20 protein-coding genes are annotated in these 22,148 nt (G+C 62.5%); 16 read left to right on the top strand and 4 right to left on the bottom strand.

What is annotated here, in order from left to right; translation table 11 throughout:
* Positions 1–301 precede the first annotated feature (301 nt).
* The 12 genes from paaF (at position 302) to paaZ (ending at position 13,003) form a co-directional block, all read left to right on the top strand.
* The gene (gene paaF / locus ACVWYU_RS21105) at positions 302–1,075 is read left to right on the top strand and encodes a 2,3-dehydroadipyl-CoA hydratase PaaF (RefSeq protein ID WP_090323858.1); all 774 of its coding nucleotides are present in this window, start codon (positions 302–304) and stop codon (positions 1,073–1,075) included.
* Positions 1,076–1,129: 54 nt separating this feature from the next.
* Positions 1,130–1,921 (top strand): 2-(1,2-epoxy-1,2-dihydrophenyl)acetyl-CoA isomerase PaaG, encoded by a 792-nt coding sequence (gene paaG / locus ACVWYU_RS21100; protein ID WP_457373590.1) that lies wholly within the window; start codon positions 1,130–1,132, stop codon positions 1,919–1,921.
* A 3-nt stretch (positions 1,922–1,924) separates the two neighbouring features.
* Positions 1,925–3,442, top strand: coding sequence for a 3-hydroxyacyl-CoA dehydrogenase PaaH (gene paaH / locus ACVWYU_RS21095; RefSeq protein ID WP_457373589.1), 1,518 nt, complete (start codon positions 1,925–1,927; stop codon positions 3,440–3,442).
* Positions 3,435–3,884, top strand: a complete 450-nt coding sequence (paaI, locus tag ACVWYU_RS21090) for a hydroxyphenylacetyl-CoA thioesterase PaaI (protein WP_103405841.1) — start codon at positions 3,435–3,437, stop codon at positions 3,882–3,884. Before paaH ends, paaI begins: the two co-directional genes overlap by 8 nt.
* Positions 3,877–5,088 carry a 3-oxoadipyl-CoA thiolase gene (gene pcaF, locus ACVWYU_RS21085; protein WP_457373588.1) on the top strand — a complete coding sequence of 404 codons (1,212 nt, stop codon included), beginning with the start codon at positions 3,877–3,879 and terminating at the stop codon, positions 5,086–5,088. Before paaI ends, pcaF begins: the two co-directional genes overlap by 8 nt.
* Before the next feature lie 99 nt (positions 5,089–5,187).
* A complete protein-coding gene (gene paaK, locus ACVWYU_RS21080) occupies positions 5,188–6,513 on the top strand; it encodes a phenylacetate--CoA ligase PaaK (protein WP_457373587.1) in 1,326 nt (441 codons plus the stop codon).
* Between the two features lie 577 nt (positions 6,514–7,090).
* Positions 7,091–8,080 (top strand): 1,2-phenylacetyl-CoA epoxidase subunit PaaA, encoded by a 990-nt coding sequence (gene paaA, locus ACVWYU_RS21075; protein WP_090323867.1) that lies wholly within the window; start codon positions 7,091–7,093, stop codon positions 8,078–8,080.
* A 28-nt stretch (positions 8,081–8,108) separates the two neighbouring features.
* Entirely contained in the window at positions 8,109–8,390 is a 282-nt protein-coding gene (gene paaB / locus ACVWYU_RS21070) for a 1,2-phenylacetyl-CoA epoxidase subunit PaaB (RefSeq protein ID WP_007943393.1), read from the top strand.
* 8 nt (positions 8,391–8,398) lie between these two features.
* Positions 8,399–9,160, top strand: a complete 762-nt coding sequence (paaC, locus tag ACVWYU_RS21065; RefSeq protein ID WP_457373586.1) for a 1,2-phenylacetyl-CoA epoxidase subunit PaaC — start codon at positions 8,399–8,401, stop codon at positions 9,158–9,160.
* Positions 9,147–9,680 carry a 1,2-phenylacetyl-CoA epoxidase subunit PaaD gene (paaD, locus tag ACVWYU_RS21060; protein WP_090323870.1) on the top strand — a complete coding sequence of 178 codons (534 nt, stop codon included), beginning with the start codon at positions 9,147–9,149 and terminating at the stop codon, positions 9,678–9,680. The genes paaC and paaD overlap by 14 nt, the downstream gene beginning before the upstream one ends.
* 33 nt (positions 9,681–9,713) lie before the next feature.
* Positions 9,714–10,790: a 1,2-phenylacetyl-CoA epoxidase subunit PaaE gene (gene paaE / locus ACVWYU_RS21055; RefSeq protein ID WP_457373585.1), complete on the top strand. Its 1,077-nt coding sequence runs from the start codon at positions 9,714–9,716 to the stop codon at positions 10,788–10,790.
* A gap of 158 nt (positions 10,791–10,948) precedes the next feature.
* Complete coding sequence (gene paaZ / locus ACVWYU_RS21050) at positions 10,949–13,003, top strand: phenylacetic acid degradation bifunctional protein PaaZ (protein ID WP_457373584.1); 2,055 nt, start codon at positions 10,949–10,951, stop codon at positions 13,001–13,003.
* Positions 13,004–13,129: 126 nt separating this feature from the next.
* Here the strand turns inward: paaZ and ACVWYU_RS21045 are convergent, their stop codons facing one another.
* The 3 genes from ACVWYU_RS21045 to ACVWYU_RS21035 are packed head-to-tail and all read right to left on the bottom strand — an operon-like array spanning position 13,130 to position 16,587.
* On the bottom strand, positions 13,130–14,038 hold the full coding sequence (locus ACVWYU_RS21045) for a helix-turn-helix domain-containing protein (RefSeq protein WP_090323876.1): 909 nt from the start codon (positions 14,036–14,038) through the stop codon (positions 13,130–13,132).
* Positions 14,035–15,453, bottom strand: coding sequence for an aminotransferase (locus tag ACVWYU_RS21040; RefSeq protein ID WP_247256065.1), 1,419 nt, complete (start codon positions 15,451–15,453; stop codon positions 14,035–14,037). Before ACVWYU_RS21040 ends, ACVWYU_RS21045 begins: the two co-directional genes overlap by 4 nt.
* A gap of 30 nt (positions 15,454–15,483) precedes the next feature.
* The gene (locus ACVWYU_RS21035; RefSeq protein ID WP_090323880.1) at positions 15,484–16,587 is read right to left on the bottom strand and encodes a polyamine ABC transporter substrate-binding protein; all 1,104 of its coding nucleotides are present in this window, start codon (positions 16,585–16,587) and stop codon (positions 15,484–15,486) included.
* Between the two features lie 233 nt (positions 16,588–16,820).
* Between ACVWYU_RS21035 and ACVWYU_RS21030 the strand changes: the two genes are divergently transcribed.
* From ACVWYU_RS21030 to ACVWYU_RS21015, 4 genes are all read left to right on the top strand, one after another.
* Positions 16,821–17,603 (top strand): enoyl-CoA hydratase-related protein, encoded by a 783-nt coding sequence (locus ACVWYU_RS21030; protein WP_457373583.1) that lies wholly within the window; start codon positions 16,821–16,823, stop codon positions 17,601–17,603.
* Positions 17,600–18,781, top strand: a complete 1,182-nt coding sequence (locus ACVWYU_RS21025; RefSeq protein ID WP_247256068.1) for an acetyl-CoA C-acyltransferase family protein — start codon at positions 17,600–17,602, stop codon at positions 18,779–18,781. Before ACVWYU_RS21030 ends, ACVWYU_RS21025 begins: the two co-directional genes overlap by 4 nt.
* 187 nt (positions 18,782–18,968) lie before the next feature.
* Complete coding sequence (locus ACVWYU_RS21020; protein WP_090323885.1) at positions 18,969–20,090, top strand: HlyD family secretion protein; 1,122 nt, start codon at positions 18,969–18,971, stop codon at positions 20,088–20,090.
* The gene (locus tag ACVWYU_RS21015; protein WP_457373582.1) at positions 20,087–21,679 is read left to right on the top strand and encodes a DHA2 family efflux MFS transporter permease subunit; all 1,593 of its coding nucleotides are present in this window, start codon (positions 20,087–20,089) and stop codon (positions 21,677–21,679) included. Before ACVWYU_RS21020 ends, ACVWYU_RS21015 begins: the two co-directional genes overlap by 4 nt.
* A 24-nt stretch (positions 21,680–21,703) precedes the next feature.
* Here the strand turns inward: ACVWYU_RS21015 and ACVWYU_RS21010 are convergent, their stop codons facing one another.
* On the bottom strand, positions 21,704–22,144 hold the full coding sequence (locus tag ACVWYU_RS21010; protein ID WP_090323889.1) for a carboxymuconolactone decarboxylase family protein: 441 nt from the start codon (positions 22,142–22,144) through the stop codon (positions 21,704–21,706).
* Positions 22,145–22,148 lie beyond the last annotated feature (4 nt).

Below are 22,148 nucleotides of genomic sequence, written 5' to 3'. Positions count from 1 at the left end.
CATCGCTTTTACCAGCACAAAGACAAAAAACCGTATCACTTGAACAGGGCGTTGAACGTGGCCAGGCGCCAGCCGCTAATACCCGCTTAATAGCCAATAAAACCGGGGCATTCAGGCATATGAACGCCCATGCCCGACGGACAACCAGTAACTACCACAACGACAAAAGGACACATTAAATCTATTTTTGTATTGCATTTGCGTATCACGTTGCAGGTATACTCGGACAAAACCGGTTCCTGTGACCGATCCAATAACAAGCCGGCATCACCGCCGAGCGTGCACCCTGAGGGCATCCGCCATGCCTCTAACCCTTGCCGTCGAACTGATCGAGCCCGGCGTGCGCCTGATTACCCTGCAGCGCCCGCAAGCCCTGAACGCCCTGACCACCCAATTGCTGGGCGAACTGGCCGACGAACTGAGCGCCGCACAAGCCGACCCCGAGACCCGTGCCGTGGTCCTCACTGGTAGCCGCAAGGCTTTCGCCGCCGGTGCCGACATCAAGGAAATGGCCGAACGCAACCTGGTCGGCATCCTCGACGACCCGCGCCAGGCTTCGTGGCAGGCCATCACCCGCTTCAGCAAACCCCTGATCGCCGCCGTCAATGGCTTCGCCCTCGGCGGTGGCTGCGAACTGGCGATGCACGCCGACATCATCATTGCCGGTGAAGACGCCCGCTTCGGTCAGCCGGAAATCAACCTCGGGATCATGCCCGGCGCCGGTGGCACCCAACGCCTGCTGCGCGCCGTCGGCAAATCCATGGCCATGCAGATGGTCCTGACCGGCGAGCCGATCGATGCCCGTCAGGCCCAGCGCGCCGGGCTGGTCAGCGAAGTGACGCAACCGGAATTCACGGTCGAGCGCGCCGTGCAAATCGCCCGCAGCATTGCCGGCAAAGCCCCGCTGGCGGTGCGCCTGGCCAAGGAAGCGCTGCTCAAGGCCATGGACACCGACCTGGCCAGCGGCCTGCGTTTCGAGCGCCATGCCTTCACCGTGCTGGCCGGCACCCGTGACCGCGACGAAGGCATCGCCGCCTTCCAGGAAAAACGCACGCCGACCTTCACCGGCCAGTAATCACCACGCCTTTTTTATAAAAAGCGAACGATCTCCCAAGAGAGCGCCAAGACCATGAACTTCGAACACATTCTGTTTTCCATCGAGGCCGGCGTTGCCCTGCTCAGCCTTAATCGCCCGGATCAGCTCAACAGCTTCAACACCCGGATGCACGGCGAAGTGAAGGAAGCGCTCAAGCAAGTCCGGCAGAACCCGGACGTGCGCGTGCTGCTGTTGACCGGCGAAGGTCGTGGCTTCTGCGCCGGACAAGACCTCAGCGACCGCAATGTCGCACCGGGCAGCGCGGTGCCGGACCTGGGCGAATCCATCGAGAAGTTCTACAACCCGCTGATCCGCCAGTTGCGCGACCTGCCGATGCCGGTGATCTGCGCGGTCAACGGCGTGGCAGCCGGTGCCGGCGCCAACATTCCGCTGGCTTGCGACCTGGTGTTGGCGGCACGTTCGGCCAGCTTCATTCAGGCGTTCTGCAAGATCGGCCTGATCCCAGACTCCGGCGGCACCTGGACCCTGCCGCGCCTGGTCGGCATGGCGCGCGCCAAGGCCCTGGCCTTGCTCGGCAATCGCCTGACCGCCGAACAGGCCGAGCAATGGGGCCTGATCTACCGCTGCGTGGAAGACACCGAACTGCGCGACGAAGCGCTGAAGCTCGCGCAACACCTGGCCACCCAACCGACCTACGGCCTGGCCCTGATCAAACGCAGCCTCAACGCCAGCCTGAGCAATAGCTTCGACGAACAGCTGGAACTGGAGCGCGATCTGCAACGCCTGGCCGGGCGCAGCGAGGACTATCGCGAAGGCGTCAGCGCCTTCATGGAAAAACGCACCCCAAGCTTCAAGGGGCGCTGAGCCATGACCGCATTGAATACCAACGCACGCATCGCAGTGATCGGTGCCGGCGCCATGGGTGCCGGCATTGCCCAGGTCGCCGCGCAGGCCGGTCACCCGGTGTTGCTGCTGGACAACCGCCCCGGCGCCGCCGCCCAGGCCATCGAAGGCATCGACCGGCAACTGGGCAAACGGGTCGAGAACGGCAAACTCTCGGCCGAATCCCGCAGCGCCACGATCGCCCGCCTGCACGCCGTGGAAGCCATTGAAGCGCTGGCCGATTGCGAGCTGATCATCGAGGCCATCGTCGAGAATCTTGAGGTCAAACGCGCCCTGTTCCGCCAGCTCGAAGGCATTTGCGGCGAACACTGCATCCTGGCCAGCAACACTTCGTCGCTGTCGATCACCAGCATCGCCGCGCAACTTGAACACCCACATCGCCTGCTCGGCCTGCACTTCTTCAACCCGGCGCCGGTCATGGCGCTGGTGGAAATCGTCTCCGGCCTGGCCAGCGACCCGACCCTGGCCGAGTGCCTGTACGACACCGCCAACGCCTGGGGCAAAAAACCGGTGCACACCCGTTCCACGCCGGGCTTCATCGTCAACCGCGTGGCCCGGCCGTTCTACGCCGAGAGCCTGCGCCTGTTGCAGGAAGGCGCCGCCGATTGCCCGACCCTGGATGCGTTGATGCGCGAGGCCGGTGGTTTTGCCATGGGTGCGTTCGAACTGACTGACCTGATCGGCCACGACGTCAACTATGCCGTGACCTGCTCGGTGTTCGATGCCTATTACCAGGACACCCGTTTCCTGCCATCGCTGATCCAGAAAGAACTGGTGGACGGTGGACGACTGGGACGCAAAAGCGGCCAGGGTTTCTACAGCTACGCCCAAGCCGGTGAACGTCCGCAACCTGCCGAAATCAGCAGCGCGGCGACCGTCGAGACGTGCGTGGCCGAAGGTGATCTGGGCATCGCCCAAGGTTTGCTTGCACGCCTTGGTACGCAAGGCGTCAAAGTGATCCAGCGTGATGGTCAGGGCCTGCTGCGGGTCGGTGACGCCGTGCTGGCCTTGAGCGACGGGCGCATGGCCTGTCAGCGGGCCAAAGAAGACGGGCTGCGTAACCTGATCCTGCTGGATCTGACCCTCGATTACAGCAAGGCCCAGCGCATCGCCATCAGCTACGCGGCGGGCATCGATGCGCTGGCCCTTGAACAAGGCGTGGCCCTGCTGCAACGGGCCGGCTTCAAGGTCAGCCTGCTCAGCGACAGCCCGGCGCTGGCGGTCCTGCGCACCGTGGCGATGCTCGCCAACGAAGCCGCCGATGCGCTGCTGCAAGGCGTGGCGTCAGCTGCCGACATCGATCTGGCCATGCGTGCCGGGGTCAACTACCCGCAAGGCCCGCTGGCCTGGGCCGATGCCATTGGCCTGTCGCACATTCTTGAAACGCTGGAAAACCTTCACGCCGGTTATGTCGAAGAACGCTATCGCCCTTCGCTGCTGTTGCGCCGCCGGGTCGCCGAAGGGAGAAACTTCCATGACTAACCATGAAGCCATGACCCTGGCCAGCGATTGCGCCCAGGCGCTGTTCCAGCGCGACAGCGCCAGCCAGGCCATGGGCATGCGCCTGCTTTCGGCCGGCCCCGGTTGCGCCCGGGTGGGCATGACCGTGCGCGCCGACATGCTCCAGGGCCACGGCACCTGTCACGGCGGTTACCTGTTCGCCCTCGCCGACTCGGCGTTCGCCTTTGCCTGCAACAGCTACAACGAAGCCACGGTGGCCATCGGTTGCAGCATCGACTACATCGCCCCGGCGCGTCTGGGCGACACGTTGAACGCCGATTGCACCGAGCAGAGCCGCTCGGGTCGCACCGGCAACTACGACGTACGCATTGAAAACCAGCAGGGCCAGTTGATCGCCCTGTTCCATGGCAAATCCTACAAAGTGCGCGGCCCGGTGCTGACGCAGGAGAACCCGAATGAATGACGCCCTGATCATCGATGCGGTACGGACCCCGATCGGTCGCTATGCCGGAGTCTTGAGCAGCGTGCGCGCCGACGACCTCGGCGCGGTGCCGCTGCGCGAACTGCTGCGCCGTCACCCGCAGGTGGACTGGAGCCGCGTCGATGACGTGATCTACGGCTGCGCCAACCAGGCCGGCGAAGACAATCGCAACGTCGCGCGCATGTCGGCGCTGTTGGCCGGGTTGCCGGTCAGCGTGCCCGGCACCACCCTCAATCGCCTGTGTGGTTCGGGGCTGGACGCGGTCGGCACGGCGGCCCGCGCCATTCGCAGTGGCGAGGCCGGGTTGATGCTGGTCGGCGGCGTCGAATCGATGTCCCGCGCACCTATGGTGATGGGCAAGGCCGAGCAGGCGTTTTCCCGCCAGGCGGAAATTTTCGACACCACCATCGGCTGGCGCTTCGTCAATCCACTGATGAAAAAGGCCTTCGGCATCGACTCCATGCCGGAAACCGCAGAGAACGTCGCCGAACAGTTCAACATCTCCCGGGCCGACCAGGACGCCTTCGCCCTGCGCAGCCAGCAACGCGCCGCTGCCGCCCAGGCCAACGGACGCCTGGCCAGGGAGATCGTCGCGGTGGAAATCCCCCAGCGCAAAGGCCCGGCCAAAGTGGTCGAGCAGGATGAACACCCGCGCGGCGACACCACCCTCGAACAGCTGGCCAGACTCGGCACGCCGTTCCGCGAAGGCGGCAGCATCACCGCCGGCAACGCTTCCGGGGTCAATGACGGTGCCTGCGCGCTATTGCTGGCCAGCCCGGAAGTCGCCAAGCGTCACGGTTTGACTGCACGTGGCCGGGTGGTGGCGATGGCCACGGCCGGGGTCGAGCCACGCATCATGGGCATCGGCCCGGTGCCGGCCACTCGCAAGGTGCTGGAGCTGGCCAATCTGAGCCTGGCAGACATGAACGTGATCGAACTCAACGAAGCCTTCGCCGCACAAGGCCTGGCGGTACTGCGCGAACTGGGCTTGAGCGACACCGACCCACGGGTCAACCCCAATGGCGGCGCGATTGCCCTCGGCCATCCGCTGGGCATGAGCGGTGCTCGCCTGGTGACCACGGCCCTGCATGAGCTGGAAGAACGTCAAGGTCGCTACGCCCTGTGCACCATGTGCATCGGCGTCGGCCAAGGGATCGCGCTGATCATCGAGCGTCTATCCCGTTAAAGAACCGCGATTCCCGGGGAGCCGAGAGGTATCCTTGGGTCATGCACTCAAAGCCCCTGTGCGCAGGGGCTGGAACACAAAAACAATTCGAGTGAAGTCATGAACATGCCAATTGCCCAATCCGTGCTTGATCCTGTGCTGGACCCGCTGGAAACCGCCAGCATCGACGAGTTGCGTCAACATCAGCTGGATCGCCTGCGCTGGAGCCTCAAGCACGCCTACGAGAACGTGCCACTGTACCGCCAGCGTTTCGATGCCCTGGGCGTGCACCCGGACGACATCAAATCCCTCGAGGACCTGGCGAAATTCCCGTTCACCACCAAGTCCGACCTGCGTGACAACTACCCGTACGGCATGTTCGCCGTGCCCATGCATGACATCGTTCGCCTGCACGCCTCCAGCGGCACCACCGGCAAACCGACCGTCGTCGGCTACACCCAGAACGACATCGATACCTGGGCCAACGTCGTTGCGCGGTCGATTCGCGCGGCAGGCGGACGTCGCGGCGACAAGGTGCATATTTCCTATGGCTACGGCCTGTTCACCGGCGGCCTCGGCGCGCACTACGGTGCCGAACGCCTGGGTTGCACGGTGATCCCGATGTCCGGCGGCCAGACCGAAAAACAAGTGCAGCTGATCAAGGATTTCCAGCCGGACATCATCATGGTCACGCCGTCGTACATGCTCAACATCGCCGATGAAATCGAGCGCCAGGGCATCGACCCGCACAAACTGGCCTTGCGCCTGGGCATCTTCGGCGCCGAGCCCTGGACCGCCGAATTGCGCAGCGCCATCGAAACCCGCCTGGGCATCACCGCCCTCGACATCTACGGCCTCTCGGAAATCATGGGCCCGGGCGTCGCCATGGAGTGCGCCGAGAGCAAGGACGGCCCGACCATCTGGGAGGACCACTTCTACCCGGAAATCATCGACCCGGTCACCGGCGAAGTACTGCCGGACGGGCAGATGGGCGAACTGGTGTTCACCTCCCTGAGCAAAGAAGCCCTGCCGATGATCCGCTACCGCACCCGCGACCTGACGCGCCTGCTGCCGGGCACTGCACGGCCGATGCGACGCATCGACAAGATCACCGGACGCAGCGATGACATGCTGATCATCCGTGGCGTGAACGTGTTCCCGACGCAGATCGAAGAGCAGGTGCTGAAAGTCAAACAGCTTGCCGAGTGCTATGAGATCCATCTGTATCGCAATGGCAACCTGGACAGCGTTGATGTCCATGTCGAGTTGAAGGCCGACCATCAGCACTTGAGCGACGAACAGCAGAGGGCTGTTTGCGGGGAGCTGAGCAAGCACATCAAGACCTATATCGGGATCAGTTCGCGGATTGTTTTGCAGCCTTTGCACTCGATCAAGCGATCTGAAGGCAAGGCATGCCACGTATTGGATAAACGTCCGAAAGCATGACCTCCTGAAGCATGACTGCTGCACCCCTTATGGCCCCGCTTTTGCGGGGCTTTTTTTGTTTTGGGTGTACGCCCATCAGCTTTTCCGTGGGAACGAGCCTGCTCGCGAAAAACGCCGGGACAACGCGCAATGCTGTTCAGTTTAGAGATAGAGCGAGCAATCAATAACCTGTGGCGAGGGAGCTTGCTCCCGCTGGACTGCGCAGCAGTCCCATTTTTGGGGGGGCACTTCGCGCCCCAACGCGAGCAAGCTCGCTCGCCACAGATGCAGTATTCGTCCTTAACTGAACAGCATTGCGGGACAACGCGGGCGTTCAGACAGCCCGCGTCATCGTTACCCACCATCGCGAGCAGGCTCGCTCCTACAGGGGCGGCGTTACGTTTTTCCAAATGATTCACCGTAAGGCGAAACCGCCAGCCGCCATTACCGAAGAAATGGATACCCCCCAAAACCAAGCCTTCCCTCCAAAGCGATACAAAAAACAAATACGACACATCATTTTCTGTTTGATATTAATTTCCGTATCGCTTATAAAGTTCTCCATGCCCTCGAACAGATTCACGGCGGGAGACCCCCAATGTACGCACAGCTCGTAGAAACAGGCGTAAAGCGCATCAAAGACCTGTCGGAAATGTCCGATCAGGAACGCGCCTTCCAGGAAAAAATCGATTCAGAAATCAAGATCGAAGCCAAGAATTGGATGCCAGATGCCTACCGGCAAACCCTGATCCGGCAGATTTCCCAGCACGCTCACTCCGAGATCGTCGGCATGCTGCCCGAAGGCAACTGGGTCACCCGCGCGCCGACGCTCAAACGCAAACTGCAATTGATGGCCAAGATTCAGGACGAGGCCGGTCACGGCCTGTATCTGTACAGCGCGATGGAAACCCTGGGCGCCGACCGCGATGAAGAGATCGCCAAGCTGCACAGCGGCAAGGCCAAGTATTCGAGCATCTTCAATTACCCGACGCTGAACTGGGCCGACATGGGCGCGGTGGGCTGGCTGGTGGATGGCGCGGCAATCGTTAATCAGGTGGTTTTGCAGCGCACCTCCTACGGCCCCTACTCCCGCGCCATGGTGCGTATCTGCAAGGAAGAAAGCTTCCACCAGCGCCAGGGCTACGAAATCCTCCTGACCATGATGCGTCACGGTACTCAGGCGCAAAAAGACATGGTCCAGGACGCGATCAACCGCCTGTGGTGGCCCTCGCTGATGATGTTCGGTCCAAGCGACGAACACTCGCCCAACAGCGCCCAGTCCATGGCCTGGAAAATCAAGCGCCAGAGCAACGACGAACTGCGCCAGCGCTTCATCGACCAGACCATCCCGCAACTCGAACTGCTGGGCTGCACCTGCCCCGATCCGGACCTGAAGTGGAACGCCGAGCGCGGTCACTACGATTTCGGCGAGATCCAGTGGAGCGAATTCTACGAAGTGCTCAAAGGCAACGGTCCGTGCAACACCGAACGCGTCGCCACCCGCCGCAAGGCGATTGAAGACGGTGCCTGGGTTCGCGAAGCCGCCGTCGCCCACGCCCGCAAAAAACAAAACAAGAACGCCGCCTGATCCGGCCACCTGATGTGGAGTAATTGAAATGTCCGAGTGGACCCTCTTCGAAGTTTTCGTGCGCAGCAAGCACGGTCTCAACCACAAGCACGTCGGCAGCGTGCATGCCGCCGACACCACCATGGCCATCGAGAACGCCCGCGAGCTTTACACCCGCCGCAGCGAAGGCGTCAGCCTGTGGGTCGTGCCTTCGGCGCTGATCACCGCCTCCTCCCCGGATGAAAAAGACCCGCTGTTCGATCCGTCGGACGACAAGGTCTACCGCCACGCCAGCTTCTACGAGCTGCCGGCCGAAGTCGGGCACATGTGAGGTCGACCATGAATAACAAGACCGATCTGATCGAATACCTGCTGCGCCTCGGCGACAGCGCCCTGATCCAGGGCCAGCGCCTGTGCCAGTGGTGTGGCAAGGCCCCGGCCCTGGAAGAAGAGCTGGCGCTGATGAACGTCGGCCTCGACCTGGTAGGTCAGGCGCGCAACTGGCTGGACTACGCCGCCGAACTGCTGGACGACGGCCGCGACGCCGACGACCTGGCGTTCCGTCGCGACGAGCGCGCCTATCGCAACCTGCTGCTGGTGGAGCAACCCAACGGCGACTACGCGGTGACCATCCTCAAGCAGTTCCTGTATGACGCCTGGCACCTGCAAGTGCTGAGCGGCCTGAGCCAGTCCAGCGATGAACGCATCGCCGGGATTGCCGCCAAGGCCGTGAAGGAAGTCACCTATCACCTGCGCCGCTCCGGCGAGTGGGTCGAACGTCTGGGTGACGGCACCGAGGAAAGCCACAAACGCATGCTCGCGGCGATCCCTGAGGTCTGGCGTTTCACCGTCGAACTGACCAGCGCCGATGACAGCGAACAGCGTCTGCACGCCGCCGGCATCACCCCGGACACCGCGCAAGTCGCCGCCGCCTGGCAAGCCAGGGTCAACGCAATTTTCGCCAGCGCGACCCTGCCCGTGCCTGCCGCGCCCAGCTATTTCTACCTCAATGCACGCAAGGGCCTGCACACCGAACACCTGGGCATCCTGCTGGCCGAGATGCAATTCCTGCCACGAGCGTACCCCAATGCAACCTGGTGAGCTGATCGCCAGCGACCTCGGCGCCCGGCCGGCACAACCGACCGACCTGGCCGCTGCCTGGGCGATCCTGGCCGAGGTCATGGACCCGGAAGTGCCGGTGGTCAGCGTGGTCGACCTGGGCATCGTCCGCGATCTCGATTGGCAGGCCGGCCATCTGCACGTGGTGGTCACGCCGACCTACTCCGGGTGCCCGGCCACCGAAGTGATCGAAGGCGATATTCGCCAGGCGCTGGAGCAGGCCGGTTTTCAGGCGCCGCAACTGGAACGCCGGTTGACCCCGGCCTGGACCACCGACTGGATCAGCGACAACGGCCGGGAACGCCTGCGCGCCTATGGCATCGCGCCGCCCGAGGGCAGCACCAGCAAGCGCAGCCTGCTCGGTGAAAGCCCGGTGGTCGTCTGCCCGCAATGCGGCAGCGCGCACACCGAAGTGCTCAGCGAGTTCGGTTCCACCGCGTGCAAGGCGTTGTATCGCTGCGTCGATTGCCGGGAACCGTTCGACTATTTCAAGTGCATCTGAGCGGCGATCGGCCGTCCCAGCTGGAGAACAACAATGAGTAAATTTCACAGCCTGACCATCAAGGACGTGCGCACCGAGACCCGTGACGCGGTGTCCATCGCCTTCGAGATTCCGCAACACCTGCAGGACAGTTTTCACTTCACCCAGGGCCAGCACCTGGTGATGCGCACCCAACTGGACGGCGAAGAAGTGCGTCGCTCGTACTCGATCTGCACCGGGGTCAACGACGGCGAACTGCGTGTCGCCATCAAGCGCGTGGCCGGTGGGCGTTTTTCCGCCTACGCCAACGAACACTTGAAAGCCGGGCACAGCCTGGAAGTGATGCCGCCCGCCGGGCATTTCTGCGTCGAACTCGATCCGGCGCGCCACGGCAATTACCTGGCGGTCGCGGCGGGCAGCGGCATCACGCCGATCCTGTCGATCATCAAGACCACCCTGGAAACCGAGCCCCATAGCCGCGTCACCCTGCTGTACGGCAACCGTTCGAGCTCCGGCGCGTTGTTCCGCGAACAGCTTGAAGATTTGAAGAACCGCTACCTGCAACGCCTGAACCTGATCTTCGTGTTCAGCCGTGAACAGCAGGATGTCGACCTGTACAACGGCCGGATCAACGCCGCGAAGTGCGAGCAGTTGTTCAGCCGCTGGATCGATGTCAAAGCCCTCGACGCCGCCTTCATCTGCGGCCCGCAGGAAATGACCGAGACCGTGCGCGACAGCCTCAAGACCAAGGGCATGGCGCCTGAACGCATCCACTTCGAACTGTTCGCCGCCGCTGGCAGCCAGCAAAAACGCGCAGCCCGTGAAGCCGCCCGCCAAGTGGACGCCGCCGTCAGCCAGATCACCGTGATCAGCGACGGCCGCGCCCTGGCCTTCGACCTGCCACGCAACAGCCAGAGCATCCTCGACGCCGGCAACGCCCAGGGCGCCGAACTGCCTTACTCGTGCAAGGCCGGTGTGTGCTCGACCTGCAAATGCAAGGTCATCGAGGGTGAAGTGGAAATGGACAGCAACCACGCCCTGGAAGACTACGAAGTGGCCGCCGGCTATGTGCTGTCGTGCCAGGCGTTTCCGGTCAGCGACAAGGTTGTGCTGGATTTCGATCAGCTCTGACCCCGTTCCCACAGATTTGCATTGAACCCTGTGGGAGCGGGCTTGCCCGCGATGAGGCCATCAAATTCAACATTGATGTCGTCTGAAATCAAGCCATCGCGGGCAAGCCCGCTCCCACAGGGGCCTGCGGCAAGCCCGACTATTTTCAAGGAGACAACATGTCCCACGCCCCCACCCTGCAAAGCTTCATCGCCGGCCGCTGGATCGGCCAACACGGCGCACAAATCCTGCGCAGCGCCATCGATGGCCATGAAATCGCCCGCACCCACGAAGAGCGCCCGGACTTCGCCGAAGCCATCGAACACGGCCGCCGCCAAGGCGTCAGCGGCCTGATGGCGCTGGATTTCCAGCAGCGTGCCCAGCGCCTCAAGGCACTGGCCCTGTACCTGAGCGAACGCAAGGAACAGCTCTACGCAATCTCCCACCACAGCGGCGCCACCCGCGCCGACAGCTGGATCGACATCGAAGGCGGCAACAGCACGCTGTTTACCTACGCCAGCCTCGGCTCCCGTGAATTGCCGTCGGGCAACGTCGTCCACGAAGGCCCGGCCCTGCAGTTGAGCAAAATGGGCACCTTTGCCGGCACCCACATCCTCGTGCCTCGGGGCGGCGTGGCGGTGCACATCAACGCCTTCAACTTCCCGATCTGGGGCATGCTGGAAAAATTCGCCCCGAGCTTTCTGGCCGGCATGCCGTGCATCGTCAAACCGGCCAGCGCCACCAGCTACCTGACCGAAGCCGTGGTGCGCCTGATGGACGAGTCCGGCTTGCTGCCAGCGGGCAGCCTGCAACTGATCATCGGCGGCACCGGCGATTTGCTCGACCGTCTGCAAGGCCAGGACGTGGTGACCTTCACCGGTTCCGCCGACACCGCGGCCAAGCTGCGGGTCAACCCGAACCTGATTCGCAACTCGGTGCCGTTCACCGCCGAAGCCGACTCGCTGAACTGCGCGATCCTCGCCCCGGATGTCACCCCGGATGACGAAGAGTTCGAGCTGTTCATCAAGGAAGTCGCCCGGGAAATGACCACCAAGGCCGGGCAGAAATGCACCGCCATTCGCCGCGCCATCGTTCCGGCCAGACACATCGACGCCGTGGCCACGCGCCTGCGCGATCGCCTGGCCAAAGTGGTGGTCGGCGACCCGTCGGTGGAAGGCGTGCGCATGGGGGCACTGGCGTCCCACGATCAGCAGAAAGACGTGGCCGAACGTCTGGAAGCGCTGTTGCAAAGCAGCGACATGCTGTTCGGCGCCCGCGATGGCTTCGAACCGCGCGGCGAGAACGTCAGCCAGGGTGCGTTTTTCGCCCCGACCCTGCTGCAGGCTCGCGACCCGCATGCCGAAGGCGGCGCTCACGATATCGAAGCGTTCGGCCCGGTCAGCACCCTGATGGCCTATGACGATCTCGACGAAGCCCTGGCCCTGGCCGCACGCGGCAAAGGCAGCCTGGTGGCCAGCCTGGTGACCACGGATCCGCAGATTGCCGCCAAGGCCATTCCGGTGGCCGCTGCATTGCACGGGCGCTTGCTGGTGCTGGACCGCAACTGCGCGGGTGAGTCCACCGGCCACGGCTCGCCGCTGCCGCAACTCAAGCATGGCGGTCCCGGTCGTGCAGGTGGTGGTGAGGAACTGGGCGGCCTGCGCGCGGTGAAGCACTACCTGCAACGCGCGGCGGTACAGGGTTCGCCCACCATGCTCGCGGCGGTGACCGGTGAATACGTGCGTGGCGCCAAGGTGATCGAAACCGAGGTGCACCCGTTCCGCCGTTACTTCCAGGACCTGCAGATCGGCGAGTCGCTGCTGACTCACCGCCGCACGGTCACCGAAGCGGACCTGGTGAACTTCGGCTGCCTGTCGGGGGATCACTTCTACATGCACTTCGACGACATCGCCGCCAAGGAATCGCAGTTCGGCAAGCGCATCGCCCACGGTTATTTCGTGCTGTCGGCAGCGGCCGGTCTGTTCGTATCCCCGGGTGTCGGCCCGGTGCTGGCTAACTACGGCCTGGACACCCTGCGCTTCATCAACCCGGTGGGCATCGGCGACACCATCCAGGCTCGCCTGACCTGCAAACGCAAAATCGACCAGGGCAAAAAGAGCCCGCAAGGCGTCCCGCAAGGGGTGGTGGCGTGGGACGTGGAAGTCACCAATCAGTTGGGTGAACTGGTGGCCAGCTACGACATTCTCACCTTGGTCGTAAAACGCGAAGACTGATGCAACACCTGTAGGAGCGAGCTCGCTCGCGATGGACGTGAATAATGGCGCGCGCTTTCTGGATGAACGCGGTGCTCTCAGGTTCTTCGCGAGCAAGCTCGCTCCTACATTGGCTTGGTGTTGTGGTCAGTGCTTGCGCAACCACTCAATAAACAGCGCAAACAACTCCGACTGCGACCCCACTTCCAGTTTCAGGTACAGATTCTTGCGGTGCATGCGCACGGTTTCCGGGGAGATGCCCATCTGGCTGGCGGTGGATTTCACCGAGTGACCGCGAAGCACCATGTGCGCCACTTCCCGCTCACGCTCGGTGAGCACATCGCACCCGAATTGCTCGAATGCCGACTGCACCCGGTGCTTGAGATCATCCCGCAGGCCTTGATCGTTATCGCTCTGGATTTCGTGATTGCGCAACAGGCCGCGCTGACTGAACTCGCTGACAAATTCGCGCACCAGCGGTTCGACGGCGCGCAGCAGGTTCAGTTGTTCGACCTGCAGGCATTCACCGCCGAAACCTTGAAACAGGCTGACGGATATCTTGGTGTCGTTGCCCGTATCGACGATGTAGTAGCTGTCTTCCGAACAACCCGCCTTCAGGTAGTAGGACTTGTAGTAGTCACTGTCGAAGAAGTTGTCCGGGGCAATTTCCTCAAGGTGATAGAAGCCTTGCGCCAAGCCTTGCTCCACCGCCAGACAAAACGGGTCGAGCAGGTAGCCCCCGGAAAAATAGCGGTCGAGAATCGAGACCTGGTATTCCTGGGCAATGCCGCGCTGGTGCAGCAACTGAGGCGCACGGTCCTTGCGCTCCAGGCTGATCATCATCGACTCGATGGACACCAGCTGCGCCAATGCTGACGCCAGGTATTGCAGGGCATCAGGCTCGTCGACATGGGCGAAGGCCTCGCGCATGCCCTCATGCCATTTGTGCAAGGCCCCGAAGGGCATTGCGATCAGTGTGTCGTCGTCTGGTTTGCTCATGCCCCGCAGTCTAGCGGGTGAGCAGGCCCTTGGTAAAAGCCTGACTGAAAGACTCATTGCCCGAAATACTGGCCGCTCTGCTCCAGCTCGGCCGCCACTTCCAGGATGCACACCCGCAGGATCTCGACGATTTCGTCGACCTGGGCATAGCTGAGAATCAACGGCGGCGACATGACGTTGAGGTGCATGATCGGCCGCACCAGCAAGCCCCGGGCCTGTGCCCGCACATGGATTTTTTCGCCAATGTTGATTTCATCGGCGAACAGCGCCTTGGTGCGTTTGTCGGCGACGAACTCCACGCAGGCCATCAACTTCTGGCAACGCACATCCCCCACCAACGGCAAATCCTTGAGCGTGGCCAGGCGCTGTTCCAGATAACCGCCGACATCGTCGACATGGGCCAGCAGGTTTTCCCGCTCGATGATTTCAATGTTCTTCAGTGCCGCCGTGCAGCACACCGGATGACCGCTGTAGGTAAAGCCGTGGGTAAAGCAGCGGCCCTTGCCGGGTTCGGCGATGACTTTCCAGATGCGGTCGGAAAAGATGCACGCCCCCAATGGCAGATAGGCGGACGTCAGGCCCTTGGCGGTGGTGATGATGTCGGGTTGCACATCGAACACGTCCAGGGAGGCGAAAAACTTGCCCAGGCGCCCGAACGAAGTCACCACTTCGTCGGCAACGAACAGAATGTCGTAGCGCTGGCACACGTCCCACATGCGCTTGAGATAACCCTTCGGCGGAATGATCACCCCGCCCGAGCCCATGATCGGTTCGGCGAAAAAGCCGGCGACCTTGTCTGCGCCGATCGACAGGATCTTGTCTTCGAATTCCTTGACCAGGAACTCGAGGAACTGCGCTTCATTCATGCCATCCGGGGCGCGGTACGGGTTGGGGTTGGACACGTGGTGGATCAGCGGGTTGGCGTAATCGAACTCCGGCACCCGGTCGGCGGCCTTGTTGCCGATCGACATGGTCAAGGTGGTCGAGCCGTGATAGGCGTTGAAGCGCGCGATGATGTGTTTCTTTTCCGGCTTGCCGCGGCAGTTCTGGTAGTACTGGATCAGCCGGTACGCGGTGTCCACCGCCGTGGAGCCGCCAGTGGTCAGGAACACATGGTCGAGGTCGCCGGGGGCGAGGCTGGCGAGTTTTTCGCACAGCTCGATCGCCACGTTGTTCGACATGTCGGAAAACGGGTTGGAGTACGCCAGTTGCCGCACTTGATCGGCAATGGCCAGGGCCATTTCCTCACGGCCAAGGCCGATATTGGTGCACCACATGCCGCCGACGGCATCGAGAAAACGGTTGCCCTGGGTGTCATAAATGTAGGCGCCGTCGCCGGCGACGATGTTCAGCGAACCCTGCTCGGCATGCTCGTCGAACACGTGATAGCCGTGCATGTGATGGGCCTTGTCGGCCTTGACCAGTTCAGCCGCGTCGACTGTCGAGAACACTTTTTTAGTTGGAGTAGCCATACAAAAACCTCAAACGAATCGATGGGTCGATCAAATCCCGCTTTTTACGGTGCTCCAGACGCGTGTCATGGCTCGCATGTCTTTGGCGTCCTGGGTTTTCTGCGGAAACAGCCGTTGACGAATGTCGTCATCGGGATAAATCGCCGGATTGTTTCGCACGCTGGCGTTGAGCAATGGCGTGGCCGCCGCGTTGCTGTTGGCGTAATTGATGAAGTCGCTCACGTCCGCCATCACCTGCGGCTGCATCAGGTATTCCAGAAACTTGTGGGCGTTGGCGACGTGGGGCGCATCGGCCGGGATGTACATGTTGTCGAACCAGATCAGCGAGCCTTCCTTGGGAATGAAGTACGCCAGGTTGATCTGCTTCTTGGCTTCTTCGGCACGGGCCATGGCCGTCGCGTAGTCGCCGGACCAGGTCATCGCCATGCACACGTCGCCATTGGGCAGGCTGGTCAGGTAATTGACCGAGTCGAACTTGCGGATGTACGGCCTGACCGACAGCAACAAATCCTGGGCCGCTTTCAGATCCGCCGGGGCCGCGCTTCTGGGGTCGCGTCCCAGGTACTTCAAGGCCATGGGAATGACTTCGGTGGGGGCATCGAGCAGGGTCACGCCGCAGTCGGCGAAGCGCGACACGATCTTCGGATCGAAGATCATCGCCAGCGAGCCGATCGGCGCGTCCGGCATGCGTTCCTTGATCTTGTCGACGTTGTACGTGACACCGTTGCTACCCCAGGTGTAAGGCGCCGAGTAGGCGGTGCCCGGATCGAACCCTTGCAGGTCGTGCAGGACTTTCGGGTCCAGATTGTTCCAGCCCGGCAGCAACTTTTTATCCAGCGGCTGGAACACCTTGGCCTGGATCAGCGGCGGTGCGAGGGAGGCGTTGAGCACGATCAGGTCATAACCGGAGTGGCCGGTGAGCAATTTGGCCTGCACGGTTTCGTAGGAATCGAACGTGTCGTAGATCACTTTGATGCCGGTTGACTTTTCAAAGTCCGACAGGGTTTTTTCACCGATGTAATCCGCCCAGTTGTAGAGCCGCAGCGTCTGGCTGTCGTCCACTTCGGCGGCTTGGGCATTGATGATCAACGGAAGAGCAAACAGACTGGAAATCACCTTCAGTGTCTTGCGCATTGCACATTCACCTTATCAAGCGAGTTCGGCTCTGGATGAGCGGATGAACCTACTATTGGGCGATTCGCCAGGCGGCACCATACCCCGAATGGGTGTGTGCGAATCGACTGCCGCTGCCGGGCCGGCAACGGCACATGGCAAAAAGCATCAGTCGGGTTGACCCGTTTTGTCATAGCTGCGGGGTTTGCCTGACGCTTAAAGTGGCGACCGAACCGACTCTGCAAGAGCCATCCATGACTGACCTGATCAAACATGAACAACGCGATGGCGTACTGACGCTGACCATCGACCGCCCCGACAAGCTCAATGCGTTGACCAACGCCATGTACATGCGCCTGGCCGACCTGTTGTTCGCGGCGGACGAGGACGACTCGGTCGGCGTGGTCATCCTGACCGGCGGCCCGACCTGTTTTTCCAGCGGTAATGACCTGGTGGACTTCCTGCAGCAGCCACCCACGCATCTGGACAGCCCGGCCTTTCGCCTGATGCGCGCCGTGACCCATCTGCAAAAACCACTGATTGCCGCCGTATGCGGGGCCGCCATCGGTATCGGCACCACCGTGTTGCTGCATTGCGATCAGGTGCTGGTCACCCGCAATGCCAAGCTGCGCATGCCGTTCGTCAACCTGGGCCTGTGCCCGGAGTTCGGCGCCAGCCTGCTGCTGCCACGCCTGCTCGGCCAGGCCCGCGCCGCGCGCCTGTTGCTGTTGGGCGACAGCCTGGACGGCAGCGAAGCGGTGGCATGGGGCCTGGCCAACGAAGTGTTCGACGACGGGGCGCAATGCCTGGCGGCGGCCACCCGTCTGGCCCATCGACTGCTGGCAATGCCTCAACAAGCCCTGCGCCAATCGCGACAACTGATGAAACAGGCCAGCATGGCCGAACTGCAAACCACCCTGCGTGAAGAGAACCTGCTGTTCATCGAACGCCTCAATAGCGACGAAGCGAAAACAGCCTTGAACGCCCTGCTCAATCGCAGTACTGATAAGCATTCACCGAAAGGAAACCAGCCATGAACACTCCGGAAATCTACGTCGTCAGCGCCGCCCGTACCGCCATCGGCACCTTTGGCGGTTCTCTCAAGGACGTGCCACCGGCCGACCTGGCAACCACCGCCGTGAAGGCCGCCCTGCAACGGGCCGCCGTGGACCCGGCGCTGGTCGGTCATCTGGTCATGGGCAACGTAATCCCGACTGAAACCCGTGACGCCTACATCTCCCGGGTCGCCGCGATGAACGCCGGCATCCCGAAAGAAACCCCGGCCTACAACGTCAACCGTCTCTGCGGCTCCGGCCTGCAAGCGATCATCAGTGCGGCGCAGACCCTGCTGCTGGGCGACGCCGAAATCGCCATCGGTGCCGGTGCCGAATCCATGAGCCGCGGCCCGTACCTGATGCCTTCGGCCCGCTGGGGCGCGCGCATGGGCAATGTCCAGGCCATCGATTACATGCTGGGCATCCTGCATGACCCGTTCCACAGCATCCACATGGGCATCACCGCCGAGAACGTCGCCGAACGCAACGGCATCACCCGCGAAATGCAGGATGCCCTGGCTCTGGAAGACCAGAAACGCGCTGCCCATGCGATCGCCAACGGCTATTTCAGCGAGCAGATCGCGACCGTGGAAATCCAGGATCGCAAGGGCACCAAGCTGTTCAACGTCGACGAGCACCCACGCGCCACGTCCCTGGAACAGCTGGCGGCAATGAAGCCGGCGTTCAAGAAGGACGGTTCGGTGACCGCCGGCAACGCTTCGGGCTTGAACGACGGCGCGGCTGCACTGGTCATGGCCACCGGCAACGCGGTCCAGGCCAACAACCTGCGTCCGCTGGCGCGTCTGGTCAGCTACGCCCACGCCGGTGTTGAGCCAGAACTGATGGGCCTGGGCCCGATCCCGGCCACGCGCCTGGCGCTCAAGCGTGCCGGCCTGACCATCGCCGACCTGGACGTGATCGAAGCCAACATCGCCTTCGCCGCCCAAGCCTGCGCGGTCAGCCAGGAGCTGGGCCTGGATCCGGCCAAGGTCAACCCGAACGGTTCGGGCATCGCCCTGGGTCACCCGGTGGGCGCAACCGGTGCCATCATCGCCACCAAGGCCATCCACGAACTGCATCGCATCAACGGCCGTTACGCCCTGGTGACCATGTGCATCGGCGGCGGTCAGGGGATTGCGGCGATCTTCGAACGCGCTTGATCCCCCCCCTTTCCTCCGCGTTACACCTGATAGGAGCTGCCGCTGGCAGCTCCTTCGTTTTGTTTCTGACCTCAATCCTCAGCCAACCCAGCACCTGACGACCGGCAGCAAAAATAATTTGCCACTAAATATTACATGCGTCATATTACGTGCGTAATTAAACGCCGTTTCCGACAGGTAATTCTCCATGACCAGCATGCCCTCCGTTGAACCCGACCTTGCTGTCCCGGTGAACACCCCCAAGCCTCCCCTGCTCAAGCGCCTGTTCCTGCCAACGCTGGGTATGGCTGCGCTGGTACTGGCCGGCGTGTACGTCGCGCATTGGTGGACGACCGGCCGTTTCATCGAAGCAACCGACGACGCTTACATTGGCGGCGACGTGACGGTGATCGGGCCGAAAGTGGCGGGTTACATCGACGAAGTGCTGGTGACCGACAACCAGAAGGTCAAGGCTGGCGATGTGCTGATTCGTCTCGACGCCCGCGATTACCGCGCCAACCTGGCCAAGGCCGAAGGCGCGGTAGCAGCCGAGGAAGCCCTGCTCGCCAATCTCGACGCCACCGAACAATTGCAGCAAGCCGTCATCGGCCAGGCCCGCGCCGGCATCGACGCCGCCGGAGCCGAAACCGCCCGTTCGCGGGATGACGATGCGCGCTACAAAAAACTGGTCAGCACCAACGCCGTTTCCGTGGAAAGCGCGCAGCGGGCCAACGCCACCTTCAAGACCGCCCAGGCCCAAAGCACTCGCGCCCAGGCCGAACTGCTGGCGGCGCAGCGGCAGTTGAACGTGATCGCCACCCAGAAACAGCAGGCCCGCGCCGCGCTGGTCCAGGCCAAGGCCGAACGTGACCTGGCGCAATTGAACGTTGGCTACACCGAACTGCGTGCACCGGTCGACGGCGTGATCGGCAATCGCCGGGCACGACTCGGCGCTTACGCCCAGGCCGGTTCGCAACTGCTGTCGGTGGTGCCTTCCAGCGGCTTGTGGGTCGATGCCAACTTCAAGGAAGACCAACTGGCGCGCATGACGCCCGGCCAGCGGGTGGTGATTCACGCCGACGTGCTCTCGGGTCAGGAGTTTCACGGTCACCTGGACAGCCTCGCGCCGGCCAGTGGTGCGCAATTCAGCGTGCTCCCGCCAGAAAATGCCACCGGCAACTTCACCAAAATCGTGCAACGGGTGCCGGTGCGTATCCACCTTGATCCGGCTGACGGCGTACTCGGCCACCTGCGCCCCGGCCTGTCGGTGACCGCCGAAGTGGACACACGCAAGGAGCCTGAAGCGCCAGCCGTGGCCAGCGCGCCATGAGCCGCGCCCTCGCCGCCCCGGCGCAACCGTTCAATGCGGCGAACATGGCGACAGCGACCAAGGTCTTCGCCTTCGCCAGCATGTGCATCGGCATGTTCATTGCGCTGCTGGACATCCAGATCGTCTCGGCGTCGCTGCGTGACATTGGTGGCGGGCTTTCGGCCGGCACCGACGAAACCGCCTGGGTGCAAACCAGTTACCTGATCGCCGAAATCATCGTCATTCCGCTGTCGGGCTGGCTTTCCCGTGTGTTCTCGACGCGCTGGCTGTTTTGCGCCTCGGCCGTGGGCTTCACCCTGACCAGCCTGTTGTGCGGGGTGGCGTGGAACATCCAGAGCATGATCGCCTTCCGCGCCCTGCAAGGCTTTCTCGGCGGATCGATGATCCCCATGGTGTTCACCACGGCCTTCGTGTTCTTCAGCGGCAAGCAACGGGTCATCGCCGCCGCGACCATCGGCGCCGTGGCGTCTTTGGCGCCGACCCTGGGCCCGGTGATTGGTGGCTACATCACCGACATTTCGTCCTGGCACTGGCTGTTCTACATCAACCTGGTGCCGGGGATTTTTGTCGCCGTGGCGGTGCCGATCCTGGTGAAAATCGATCAGCCGGAACTCTCGCTGCTCAAGGGCGCCGACTATATAAGCATGGTGTTTCTCGCACTGTTTCTCGGCTGCCTGGAGTACACCCTCGAAGAAGGCCCGCGCTGGAACTGGTTCAGCGACAGCACGATTCTGACCACCGCCTGGATCAGCGGCCTGGCGGGCCTGGCGTTCATTGGCCGAACCTTGAACGTGGCCAACCCGATCGTCGATCTGCGCGCCTTGAAGGACCGCAATTTCGCCCTCGGCTGCTTCTTCTCGTTCGTCACCGGCATCGGCCTGTTTGCCACCATTTACCTGACGCCGCTGTTTCTCGGTCGGGTGCGTGGCTACGGCGCACTGGACATTGGTCTGGCGGTTTTCTCCACCGGCGTGTTCCAGATCATGGCAATTCCGTTGTATGCCTTTCTGGCCAACCGCGTCGATCTGCGCTGGATCATGATGACCGGCCTTGGGCTGTTCGCTTTGTCGATGTGGGATTTCAGCCCGATCACCCATGACTGGGGGGCCAGGGAATTGATGCTGCCGCAAGCCCTGCGCGGGATTGCCCAGCAACTGGCGGTGCCGCCCGCGGTGACCTTGACCCTGGGCGGGTTGGCACCGGCGAGACTGAAACATGCTTCGGGGTTGTTCAACCTGATGCGCAACCTGGGCGGCGCGATTGGCATCGCCGCCTGTGCGACCATCCTCAACGACCGCACCAACCTGCACTTCACAAGGTTGGCGGAAAACCTCAACAGCACCAACGAGGCCCTCAACCAGTGGCTGTCCCAGGTCGGAAACAACTTCGCCGCCCTGGGCCAGAGCGGCGATGTCGGGGTCACTGCCAGCCTGCATCAGCTCTGGCTGTTGACCTTCCGCGAAGCCCAGACACAAACCTATGGCGACGCGTTTTTGATGATCGGGGTCTGCTTCGTCATCGCCACGGCGATGGTGCCCTTGATGCGCAAGGTGCAACCACCGGCCGCGCCGAGTGCCGATGCCCATTGAGGCGCATCGGCAATGACTTGAGGATCAGGCCTGAGGGGTTTTGCGAAAGCCTACCGCCAGGCGGTTCCAGCTGTTGATCGTGCTGATGGCCACCGTCAGGTCGACCATTTCCTTCGGTGTGAACTGGGCGCTGACCACTTCGTAGTCTTCATCCGGCGCATGGGTCAGGCTGAGCTGGGTCAGGGATTCGGTCCAGAGCAACGCAGCGCGTTCACGCTCGGTGAAGAACGGCGCCTCACGCCAGGCGGTCACGGCGAACAGACGACGCGGAGTCTCCCCGCCCTTGATCGCATCGGCGGTGTGCATGTCGATGCAGAAGGCGCAGCCATTGATTTGCGAAGCACGGAGCTTGACCAGTTCGATCAGGGGTTTCTCCAGCGGCAGCTTGGAGACCGCGGTTTCCAGGGCGATCATCGCTTTCAGAGCGTCAGGGCTGGCAGTGTAGAAATCAGTACGTGGTTGCATGGGA

It is taken from the genome of Pseudomonas sp. TE12234, from assembly GCF_054061835.1.
This window is presented reverse-complemented; position numbering and strand designations above follow the sequence as displayed.